Here is an 11,622-nt window from a genome sequence, read left to right on the forward strand (position 1 = left end):
CTATATCATTGATTTGTCATTCTATCCACACGTATTACCGCCGGTTTTCCACAAAGCATCCCCTGCGGCATAGGTACTTTGATTTCCCTTCCATTGAGAACAATCCGAATCCCTTTCAGAGCCGCATTCATGCAAGCATCGGTGACAGAAACCACAATCTCCCCTGCTTCTTCCCTTATCAGCACCGCACACGGGGCAGAAGCGGAAAGAGACAAACCTTCTGCCTGCAAACCTTTATTGCCGGGATACAAGACAGCTTCCACCACCTTTCCATCCATAGAGCAGACCGCCTGCACCAGGGTATCGTTCTGCAATACCCGGAACGGCAGTTCATCCGACGGTATCTGCCGGCCTGCATAAACCACATAGCCATAGGTATCATCAACCGGACGCTGTCCATGATTTGCCCACAGACGGAGGATTCTGGCTTCTGAGGGCAAGCCTTGTTTCTTTTCATTCACCTTGTTCCGCTTCACCCAATCTGTGGGACGAGTCTCGCAAGTAACAAATGCTTCACGGGTATACTCAGGAAGTATCCGATAGGCAAACTTACCTTTCTGCACCAGCCAGAGGGGAGTACCATCTGCCGACAAAAGCGAGTGAGTGCCGGAAGCGACAAGCTCCATTTTTCCCCTTTTCATCGAGAAAACTTCATCCGTCCAAGCCGTCTGGTCGATGGTGGTGCGAATCTCCCCATCCAGTTCAGGACGCTTATTGGTTACGCCCGCACCCAAAGCTACCATGTAATCTCCCAGAATGAAATAAGACTTATATGCCTTGAAGCCATAAAGAACCTCGTTCAAACCCTCACTGTTCCCCTTGTCGTTCACACCCTCTTTCGCAGAAGCGTTCATCTTTTCGAAGATATATCCTGCAACGGCATTACTCCCGCCATCCGTAGCACCGGCAGCAAAATTACTCCTGCTGCAATAACCACGCCAATTCTCTACGGGAACCAGTTTGTCCATGCCTTCGCGTGCAGTCACACCCGGGGAAGCGGTGACATCCCAACCGCCCATAATCCGGAAATACTCATCGCCGCTGCGCTGGAACAACGTCATTCCATCCGTCGGATAGAAATTGTAGGCATCAGCAAAACTGGCGGCACTCTCCAGTCCGTCACAACGGACAGAGGCCATATTAATCGTGATATGATAGTCGGGGGTCTTCTTTATCAAGTCGTCGTTGTTGAAGAACCAACGGGTACCGGAATAGACGCCCGGAGCATACGTCTCCATCGTGATGCGATTCTTCTTCACCTCTTGCTGCAATTGCAACAGTTCCCGCTGCTCTTCGGGGGTGAAAGAGTCCATCCAGTTGCCGATAAGGTTATCCAGCATTCCGGCATAAGGGATGGAAAGCTCTGTGGGATTATATACATACGAGCCACGGTCCAGGCAAGGAAGGCGATATCCCTTATAATAATACCAGGCACCACCACGCAGGAAATTAAGAAGTGCCTGCACATTATCCCGGCCCAGATTCTTGGCCCAGGGAGAGCCTTTCAGCATATTCAGCATTTTAAGTGCATTGGAAGTCCCGTCAATGGGATAGCCCCAAATCAGGCATTGCTTTCCATGTCCCCAACCTGCCCCGTCGGCAGTGAATCCCTCAGTCCAGAAAGCATCGGAATACGTAGTTTGGGAGGTCATACTGATACCGCGCTGGCAAACTTCCGCCAGCAAGTCTATCATAGGAATGGAACGGTACATGGCGGCCACGGGCAATAGGGAACGATAGGCCAATGCATTGCCGCCCACCCACCACACATGGTTGCGGAAACGGGAAATGGAAACTACATTCTCATCGGTTTCGTCGTGGCGGAGAGGTTGGGTCCAAGCTTGTAAGGCAATGGTTTTCAACATATCGCACGCCTCTTGCAGCAATGTGCCGCCTTTCCCACCTTCAGCATCGTCCATCTGTTTCAGATAGCAGAAATAAGTATTGACCGCTGCCGTAGGTATGGCAAAGCAAGATGCATGGAAACGGGGACCGTCATTGGGGCGTCCTGCCTCGATATCGCCGTAATGCAAGATTGCCTTCAGCACTTTACCGGACAAGGCCTGCTCTTCTGTCAGTTCACCTTTACGATAGGCATCCGCTACTTTCCAGATACGGTTGAAGGCATCCGCCACGAACAAGCCTATTTCGGCCTGCGGGTTGGAGTAAGGCTTCTGAAAGGCATTCTCTTTGCGGAATTGCTCTTCCTGCTCCCTTAAACCAGAAAAGATACCGTCGGCAGTGAGTTGTGCCAGACACTCCTGCGCACTCAACCGGGTGTCCAGGGAATGATAACGGTAAGGATGCTGCGCAAAGGAAGCGCGGAAAGCCTTGATGGACTTCTCCTTCTCTGCATCCCCCCGCTGCCGGGCTTCGTTGTAGTAACGGTGATAATTATTGAAAGCAAACTGCGTTTCCTTCTCCTGCGGAAAAGCGGTTGCGGCCAAGCAAAGGCCGAGAATGGTCAGAATAAGGTTTCTCTGCATATTAGAATCGTATTGGTTATTGTATAATGTCCGATTATATTTTCAGCAAATATAATGAAAGGCAGAGGGAAGAAATGACGGCAATCATACAAAACAGATGCAGTTTTCGTACGGAACTGGCTGAGTGCGGCAACAGGCATAAAAAGATTGGCTATCTTTGTTTCATCATAATAACCTTATTAACAACACTCCCCATGAAAAGACATCATCTGCTTTTTCTCTTTGCCGCTTTCATAGCTATAACGTCTTCTGCCCAGAAGCTGGACAATCTGGTAGAACTGAAACAGAAGTCGGAAAACCCACTGTTTCATCACTTGGACAAAGCTCCACGTACACCAGCTTTCGAGTGCGAAGGCTATTGGGCCTGGGGAAGTTCGGTAGTGAAAGGAGATGACGGCAAGTACCATATGTTCGTTTCCCGCTTTCCCAAAAGCTTGCCGTTCCATCCGGGATGGATGGTAGCCTCGGAGATTGTACATGCCGTATCCGAGATACCGCAGGGACCTTATCGGTTCAGCGAAGTGGCCCTCCCTGCCCGTGGTGCGCAATACTGGGACGGACGCTCCACACACAATCCACGCATTTTGAGGCAGAACGGGAAATACTACCTTATCTATATGGGTTCCACCCACCCCTTTGCCGACCCTACTTACGAACAACTCACCCTGAAAAGCCCCTGGTGTACCGTTGCCCGCGCCAACAAACGCGTGGGACTGGCCGTTGCCGACTCGCCCTACGGTCCGTGGAAACGCTTGGACGAGCCCATCTTGAAGACCAAGCCCAATACTTTCTACAGTTTTCTGACCTCAAATCCCTCGCCTATCATTCAAGAAGACGGTTCGGTGATGATGATATTCAAGGGGCGACATTACACGAACGGTTACCTGCACTCGGCCATGAGCCTCGGAATGGCTTATGCTCCTACCATAGAAGGCCCTTATCGAGTGCTGAACAATGACTGTCCCATCTTTGAAGTAGACGGTCAGGGCGAAGCGGAAGACCCTTTCCTCTGGAAAGATGCAAACGGTTATCATGCCATCTTCAAAGACCATGTAGCCAAGTTTACTGGCGAACGGGGCGGAGGCGTCATGGCACATTCCAAAGACGGCATCCAATGGACGGTGGACAAAGACCCGAAAGCCTACTCGCTCACTGTGGAGTGGGAAGACGGCAGCGTGGAGAAGCAAGGACAACTGGAACGCCCCTTCATCCTCTTCGAGGACGGAAAGCCTGCCTACATCTTCTTTGCCACGATGGACGGGCCCGGAGGATTCGAAAATGCATCCCGTTCTTGGAATATGGTGATTCCCATCAAAGATCGGAAGTAAAAATGTGTATCTTTGCAGCCATGAACGAGAACATATTACCCATCCACTTCGCCCCGCTGCAAGGCTACACCGATGCCGTCTACCGGCGGGCGCATGCACGCATATTCGGCGGCATAGAGACCTATTACTCTCCTTTCGTACGCATGGAGCACGGAGAAATCCGGCGGAAAGATGCCCGTGACATTGAGCCGGACAACAACCCGGACCTGCACCTCATCCCCCAGCTCATTGCTCCGGATGCGGACAAGCTGGAGCACATAATGTCCCTTTTCATCGAAAAAGGATACCAGGAAGCGGACATCAATCTGGGTTGTCCTTTTCCGATGCTGGCCCGGCGCCACAATGGCTGCGGCATGCTGCCCTATCCCGAAGAAGTGAAGGCGCTGCTCTCCGAAGCCATCGACCGACATCCCGACATCCGTTTCTCCGTGAAGCTGCGTCTGGGCTGGGAGCAGGCAGAGGAGTGTCTTGCCCTGCTACCGCTGTTCAACGAACTCCCCCTCGCACACATCATCCTGCACCCGCGTCTGGGCAAGCAGCAATACAAAGGAGAGGTAGACCTGGAGGGATTTGAAGCTTTCTACAAAGAGTGCACCCACCCTCTGTTCTACAACGGAGACCTGCATACCGCGAATGATATCCGTTCTATCACCACACGGTTCCCCCGATTGGCAGGTATCGTCATCGGCCGCGGGCTACTCGCCAATCCTGCCCTGGCGCTGGAATACAAGCAAGGAACCCCGATTTCTTCCGATGAAATGGCGAAAAAAGTGGGACAACTACACACCGAGGTCTTCAACGCCTATCAAGAGCTACTGCAAGGCGGTGAGGCACAGCTATTAATGAAAATGAAAAGTTTCTGGGAGTACCTATTGCCGGACGGAGACCGCAAAGCGAGAAAGACCATTCATAAGACCAGCAAACTGGCAAACTATCAGTCAGCAGTAAGCAATCTGCTCGGAACATATTAAACAACCGTTTCCAGTATCTTTCTCTATAGGAGAGAAAGGCTAAGACTCCTATACCGAATACCCACAACACCCGGATGTATTCACCCAAAACATGGGGATGTATTACCCCAAAACATCCCCATGTTTTATAGCACAACACCCGGATGTTATGGGGTAAAACATCCGGGTGTTGTGGGTATTCAGTATCAATGTCTAACCTATACTCTCCCTACCTCTTTAGCTCTACCTCTAAGCTTGCAGCATCCCGGCAAGTAAAGCGCAGCACAGTCTGATTCTTGTCTGCCGACAACACCTTGCAATAGGGCGTCTCGGCAACCTTCCACTGTCCCTTCAAAGTAACGGTTACGGGAATCTCCTGACTCTCATTGTCAGTCCACGGGCGTGAATAGATACTGCGCTCAATACGTTTTCCGTCTTTATCGAAAGCCTCGTCACTCGGACCACGATACAAGGCCAAGTCGGGCTGGGAAACAGTCAGCAGAAGCTTGTCCTTATATTCGCGTATCATGACAAGGCACGATGTATCGGCTTTCTGCAACAATCCGCCGTCGGGCAGAGCTTGCGGAGTCTCAAACAAGACGTAAGAAGTAAGACCGTCTGCCGGAGAACGCACAATGTGGGCGTTGCGGTCTTGTTGGAGAATCTTGTAAGTGGGTTTCTTGGCGAATGCCTCCAAAGCGGCGGCATCCGTGTGGGGTAGCACGGCATATTCGTAGGAAGCGCCTTTCGGGGCTTTGCCATGCTGTAATGTCAAGGACACCCAGTCGCCGGAAGTGGGCTTGGTGCTACGCTCGCCCACGGTCACTTGCGGGAAGTTCTTCTCGTAGCGGGCATCAGGGCGGGAGGCTTTGGAAATGTAATAACCTACGCCGTTGGGATCTATATAAGTCTGCCCGTCACTCTGACAGGACTCCCAGTACCGGCGGGTTTCGGGAGTGGTGGCGGCAAGCTGGAACACGGTGGTTTCCGTTGGATATTCGGTATTTAGGTTTTCGATGTCCGTACCGAGGCATACAATGGTGCCGTCGAAGAAATGGAACGACTTGCGGGCACGGTGAGAACCGTTATACTTATCATGTTCATGCAGCACCATACCGAAGTTACCGTTCAGATGTGCTTGGGACAAACCGCCGGCAAAAGCTTCGTCGGAATAGAGCATCTCCTCCATGCCGGAGAAGGTATCGACATTCAATACCCGGGCACGCAGCTGGTCGAAAGGCAAATGAATGCTCGTGACACCCGGAATACGATTCCAGTCGAAACCGGCCTCCTGCCAGCCACTGGTGGCAAAAGTAACCATTTCATCGGTTTTTCCGGTAAGAATCTGCATGCTGCCATGTGCCAGATAACGGCCATAGAAATTGGCGGGGAGATAGTGCTCGGCAGCCCAGAGGTAACGGGAATGTCCGCGTACTACGGCAGCCCAGTTGCTGCGACGCTGTACGGATACACAACCGTAACCCAAAGCCAGATTGCCTTGCGGGTCGGGTTCCGGACGGAAGCCTTGGGCTTCAAGCAACTTCTTCATCTCCAATTCGTGGCGAGTGGAAGCCTTCGGCAGATAGTCGGGCGCATTCTTGTCCGGAGCTTCTGTATAGGCAACCAGGCGCAAATAGGCAGCGGCCATTTCGGGGTCATACTTCTGCTTGCCATCCGGCGTACCGGCAATGGCCATCGTGGCATATTGGATAGGTATCAGACTTCCTCCCCCGTTGGGATGGCGTCCGGACATGGAGAGAGACCATTGCTTCAGGTTGCAATAGAAACGCATGGTGAGAAGCACTTTCTTCACCGTCTCGTGTGCCTGCTCGGACAGGCGGAACTCGGTACCACTCAGCAAGTAAATCATATTAGTGGCACCGTCCAGACCGCCCACTGCATAAGCAGGATAATTGTTGCAATGATGGAAGCAGGCACCGTCCGGCTTGAAAGAACCGGCCAATCCCGGCGCAGGAAGACAGCCTTTGTCCAGCCAACGGGAGAAGGAACGCAGGTATTGCAGTTTCTCCGGTGTATCCTCCATAATCAGAATGCTGGCTATGCGGCCTTGCAACTTGGTGTTGAACGTATCTATATCAATACCGTTGACGGCAGGTTCGGGATATACCTCATTGGTGATGGCATACCAGTTGAGCGTACGTACCGCCTCTTCCAGCTTACCTACCTCACGCAACACGTCCTTCATCAAGAAATAAGCCACAAACAGACCGCGCATACTATATCCGTAATGGTGGATATTCCCCCAGCAACTGCCGTAGGCAATACCCTGGTCGGTGGCGTTATCGTACATGGCGATGAATTTCTGCTTCAACTCGTGTTTCAGCGCCGCATCTTCCGCATTGTTGTAGGCGATGGCGACGCGTTTCATCAGGTTGAAATAGTCGCTTATCTCTATCCCCAGTCTGGAGAACATATCTTTGTCCCAATCGGGTACCATACGTTCGTATGCCTCGGAGTGACGTACGAAATAGATAGGACGTCCTGCTACCTTGCCGTTCTTGTAGGTAATCCGATAAAAATCATACTTCTCACGGATGGACTGCATCTCCTTGTCCGAAAGCGCGGAAGGTGTGTAGAGCATGCCGCGGAAACGCTTCTCCATAACCCGTATATCCTGCTTCTGCGCCTCGGTCACGTCTGTCAGAGGGATGTCCGGTTTCCACAAGGAGTGTTCGTAGATAACCAGCCAGTGGTTGGTGGTTCCCTTATTTACAAACGGTACCTGCAAGTCGGCAGTCTGCTGGCGGGCATCTACCTTGCTGGCAGTAATCAGATGGTCGAAAAAGAGTTTCCCTTTCACGTCGGGGGCTACAATGCGGATTTCGTCCATCCCTTCTTCCGGGGTGCCTTGCATATCGCGTTCATAACATACCCATGCTCCGCGCCAACCGGTAAAGTTGATGCCAAAAGGAAAAGAGGTGCATACCTTGCCATCCTTCAGGAACTCGAACCGAATCTGCTTGTCCTGGGCCTGCTCATTGTACACCCATACGATGAAAGCCGAAAGATAGGTGTCTTTCCCCGTCGGGTCTTTCTTCTCAAACTTCAAGTCTTTTTTGATAGACAGTGCGGCACCCGGCTCGAAAGTCCAGCTCAAACTGTGGTCGCCATCCCTATAATGTTCGTCGCTAATGCCCAACTGCGAACCAGCTGCCGTAGTGACAAACGCCGGAACCTGCTTCTCCTCAAAAGAAAGCAAGCGCTCATTCTTCACGATTTGTGCATGTACACTGCCCGGCAGCAACATGCAAACGAGCGCTACCGCTCCTATTTTCCATTTACTGAATTGCATCATGTCTGTTTATTTAAGGTTATCGATATTTGCTACTTGGAAATCTGCAAAACGTACGTGGTTCTGCCACAACCGTAAGGCGAAATAGCCGTCTCCTTTGCCATCGGCAACCGGTAAGCTGAAAAGCTCTTCACCATCCATGGCATAAGTGGTGGCTCCATTCTCCACACGGATTTTAACTTCATACCAATGGTTGGGCTTCAAAAGGTGGGCGGCATCGGTATACTCTTTCAAGATGGGTTTAATCTTTGCATCGTCCACTCCATAATACTCTCCATGGTATTCACGGAAACGCGTAGTTCCATTATCATTACCGCCGTAGCCCACATAGTAAAGGTCCAGCGTATTGTAATTCTTGAACTCGCCGTTGCGCCATGCACTGCGGGCAAAGAAGTCATCCGGATGCCGGGGGTCATCGGCCCCCCAAAAACAATTCAAGTCACTGAGACGGTCGTAGCTACCATTCTCAACCACCACTTGTACCCGGTAGGTAATCTCATAGTTTCCCGTCAACCGTTCCTTATACCAAAGGGACAGCCCGTCCGGAGATACAATATCCATCGTATCGCCGATACATGTAATTTCCACTTTTCCGGAAGAATCCTCCACGACCCAGGCGGTAAGCCGGCAGGAAGCGCCCATCTCCATACCGGGGAGGACACATAAGAGAAGTTGCATCAAAAGAAGTTGTAACCGCATATTTCAATGTATTAGTACGGTACAAAGAAACCCCTCTTTTTGGAAAAAGAGGGGCATAAATCGTACAGAAGAAGGATAAAATAATGATTGAGGCGGATTTCTGCCCCCACTTCATCAAGGATGAAGTTCTTCGAAAGCCTTGTTTTCCTCTTGTACCGCCTGAATAGTTTCTTCCAGTTCATTGATAGGGAGATCGAAGTTGTACCAGTCGTTATAGCAGTCGGTGACATACCACTTGCCATCCGTCAGTTCAAAGACCACACGAAGGGAAGGTTCTGATTCATCATAGCCTGCTTCGAACTCTTTATGGGCAGGCTCATTGACAGTGAAGTGAGAAATATAGGTACCTCCCTCCTCTTCGGTAGTACGTCCTTCCTTCAGCGTTTCTTCGTCTAGCAATGCCCACTTCTCGCGGGTGAAGGGAAAAGTCTGTTCCGTCTCACCGTCATCCTTCAAGAGGGCGATGGGAGACTTCAAAGGAAACTTGATTCGGGAATACTGGAATGAAGCACTGGACGTGAATTTCTGGAGAAATGTCTTGAAATCCTCCTCTTCGGCAGCCAGACCATTGAGAGTCGTCAGCATGAGTGCCGCAAACAGACAAAAAACAAAGCGGATAGCCTTCATATACTCGGATTATTTTTCAATGCGCAAAGATAATATAAAAGTAATAAAATGCTAAGGCTATGGGGCGATAATTATTATCATCTATGTTTCAGATACTCGTAACCAAACCGGCAACGCAAGCAGTCTTTCTTGTCACAATATTCCTTTTGAAGTTGAAGCAGAGCCTGCGAATCGGCAGCGGTAGATACCGGCAAACCGGCACCATCCCAAAGTCGGGTTACGTGATTGTTTTCGGCCTTCAAGGATTCAAGGAAACGGGTGGCACGGTCACACAAAACGTCATCGGCCTTGTGCAGGCCATAAGCATAAAGAAACGGGATGACCGTATTGATGGCAATCAGATTCAAGGCACCGTCCCCTACCCGCTTTTCCCTCCGGGGTGAAACCTTTCTGAAATTGAAGTGCTCCTCCCAATACGCGGAAGTCTTGGCAGCCAGTATCTTCTTCACCGCCTCCAGCGTTTCAGCCTCCATAACACGCGAGAAGAGCGACTGCTCCTTGTGATACAGACAGGCAAGCTGGGCGAGGCGTACATGTGGAAAGTTATCGGGACGAAGACGCAGAAACCGCCACTGCTCAACAGACATGGGAGCTGGCAGCTCGAACTTGTGTTGCAGGTAGCGGAACTCTTTCTGAAGTATCAAATAATAATCATCTGCCTCTGCCGAGACCTCCTCCAGCAGGCCTGCCTGCCCCAGGAAGAAAGCCTCCACTTGAAACAGACTGTCCCGATGCTTGTCTACGGCGCGGAATGGAAGGCGGTTTGCCCATGCCTCGAAAGCATCCCCATTCAGCCCGAAGCCGAAGTTACGAGCAAGAGTAATGAAGAAAACATCTTCCCAATGATGATTGCAGCGTTCGAGCCGCTGGGATATGACGCATGCTTTCTGCTCAAAACGCTCTACCTGCAAAGCGGACAGCCAGGAATGGACGGTCAGCTTTGGGAGGGAGGCAAGGATGGAATAGCAGGGAGGATAAATCTCTGTCTGCCGAAGCTCTTCATAGCGCAAGCGGACAGTGTCGGGGCAAGTGAGCACCATCTGGGGAACCAGCTCACCGTTCGTGCGGTACACATCACAATTCGATTCGCCCACCACGTGCAGGATGACGGTATCATACGCCTTGTCACGGTCGTGCCTATGGAGCAGCCAGTCTGATGCCTGCGTATGCACTTCGACGTTGCCCACCCAGAGCGTACCGTCTATTTTCAGTTTGGCATTAAAAAAATCGGGGCCTGCATTCATGTTCGGCAAACCGGGATCTATCACTTCTACCGGCCGGCCGGAGGTTGTCTGGAGCAATGACAAAGGAAATATTTTGTGCTTCCAAACATAATGCAGTAGTTGTTCCATGTTAACAAGACGTTAATGTTGAGCACAAATGTAAGAAAAAGATTATCTTTGCGACCTATAGTTTGTTGATAAACTAAATAAAAACAGATAGAAACAATGAAAATCGCATTAATCGGCTACGGAAAAATGGGCAAGGAAATCGAGAAAATAGCCCTTGGCCGCGGACACGAAATTGTAAGCATCATCGATGTCGACAATCAGGAAGACTTTGAATCGGCAGCCTTCAAGAGCGCCGACGTTGCCATAGAGTTCACCAACCCCATGGTTGCATACAATAACTATATGAAGGCATTCCGCGCCGGGGTCAAACTGGTATCCGGCAGTACGGGCTGGATGGCGGAACATGGAGACGAAGTGAAGAGACTTTGTACCGAAGGCGGCAAGACACTGTTCTGGTCGTCCAACTTCAGTCTGGGAGTAAGCATATTCTCTGCCGTCAACAAGTACCTCGCAAAGATAATGAACCAATTCCCTGCCTATGATGTGACAATGAGCGAAACGCACCACATCCACAAGATGGACGCTCCGAGCGGAACGGCCATCACGCTTGCCGAAGGTATTCTGGAGAATCTCGACCGTAAGGACAAATGGATAGAAGGAACTTTCCAGGCTCCCGACGGAACCGTTTCGGGCTCTACGGAATGTGCAGCCAATGAGCTACCCATAAGTTCTATCCGCGAAGGAGAAGTACCGGGCATCCACAGCATCCGCTACGACTCCGAAGCCGACAGCATCACTATCACCCACGATGCCAAGAATCGCAGGGGATTTGCCTTGGGAGCTGTCCTTGCTGCCGAATATACCGCCAAGCACGAAGGTGCTTTGGGAATGAGTGACTTGTTTCCATTTTTAAAAGACTAAAACATC

Annotated in this window: 8 protein-coding genes; 3 read left to right on the forward strand and 5 right to left on the reverse strand. The window is 50.9% G+C overall.

Annotated elements, in window-relative coordinates; translation table 11 throughout:
* Positions 1 to 5 precede the first annotated feature (5 nt).
* Positions 6 to 2,486 carry a polysaccharide lyase family 8 super-sandwich domain-containing protein gene (locus DWY55_RS03055; protein ID WP_117878305.1) on the reverse strand — a complete coding sequence of 827 codons (2,481 nt, stop codon included), beginning with the start codon at positions 2,484 to 2,486 and terminating at the stop codon, positions 6 to 8.
* Positions 2,487 to 2,680: 194 nt separating this feature from the next.
* Between DWY55_RS03055 and DWY55_RS03060 the strand changes: the two genes are divergently transcribed.
* Both DWY55_RS03060 and DWY55_RS03065 read left to right on the forward strand, forming a co-directional pair.
* Positions 2,681 to 3,814, forward strand: a complete 1,134-nt coding sequence (locus DWY55_RS03060; protein ID WP_008662105.1) for a glycoside hydrolase family protein — start codon at positions 2,681 to 2,683, stop codon at positions 3,812 to 3,814.
* A gap of 2 nt (positions 3,815 to 3,816) precedes the next feature.
* Positions 3,817 to 4,785 (forward strand): tRNA-dihydrouridine synthase family protein, encoded by a 969-nt coding sequence (locus tag DWY55_RS03065; RefSeq protein WP_005826046.1) that lies wholly within the window; start codon positions 3,817 to 3,819, stop codon positions 4,783 to 4,785.
* A gap of 208 nt (positions 4,786 to 4,993) precedes the next feature.
* On the opposite strand, the gene DWY55_RS03070 is transcribed toward DWY55_RS03065, so the two are convergent.
* The 4 genes from DWY55_RS03070 to DWY55_RS03085 all read right to left on the reverse strand — a co-directional run bounded on the left by DWY55_RS03070 (position 4,994) and on the right by DWY55_RS03085 (position 10,755).
* Positions 4,994 to 8,080 (reverse strand): chondroitinase family polysaccharide lyase, encoded by a 3,087-nt coding sequence (locus DWY55_RS03070; protein ID WP_117878307.1) that lies wholly within the window; start codon positions 8,078 to 8,080, stop codon positions 4,994 to 4,996.
* Between the two features lie 6 nt (positions 8,081 to 8,086).
* Positions 8,087 to 8,776, reverse strand: coding sequence for a DUF6250 domain-containing protein (locus tag DWY55_RS03075; RefSeq protein ID WP_005826049.1), 690 nt, complete (start codon positions 8,774 to 8,776; stop codon positions 8,087 to 8,089).
* A gap of 114 nt (positions 8,777 to 8,890) precedes the next feature.
* Positions 8,891 to 9,403, reverse strand: coding sequence for a hypothetical protein (locus DWY55_RS03080; protein ID WP_005826053.1), 513 nt, complete (start codon positions 9,401 to 9,403; stop codon positions 8,891 to 8,893).
* A 77-nt stretch (positions 9,404 to 9,480) separates the two neighbouring features.
* Positions 9,481 to 10,755: a DUF2851 family protein gene (locus tag DWY55_RS03085; protein ID WP_005826054.1), complete on the reverse strand. Its 1,275-nt coding sequence runs from the start codon at positions 10,753 to 10,755 to the stop codon at positions 9,481 to 9,483.
* A 96-nt stretch (positions 10,756 to 10,851) separates the two neighbouring features.
* Here DWY55_RS03085 and dapB point away from each other — a divergent pair, with 96 nt between their 5' ends.
* Positions 10,852 to 11,616, forward strand: a complete 765-nt coding sequence (dapB, locus tag DWY55_RS03090) for a 4-hydroxy-tetrahydrodipicolinate reductase (protein ID WP_005833852.1) — start codon at positions 10,852 to 10,854, stop codon at positions 11,614 to 11,616.
* Positions 11,617 to 11,622: the final 6 nt, after the last annotated feature.

The sequence above is a fragment of the Bacteroides sp. AF25-38AC genome, from assembly GCF_003602995.1.
GTDB classification, from domain to species: Bacteria; Bacteroidota; Bacteroidia; order Bacteroidales; family Bacteroidaceae; genus Bacteroides; species Bacteroides uniformis.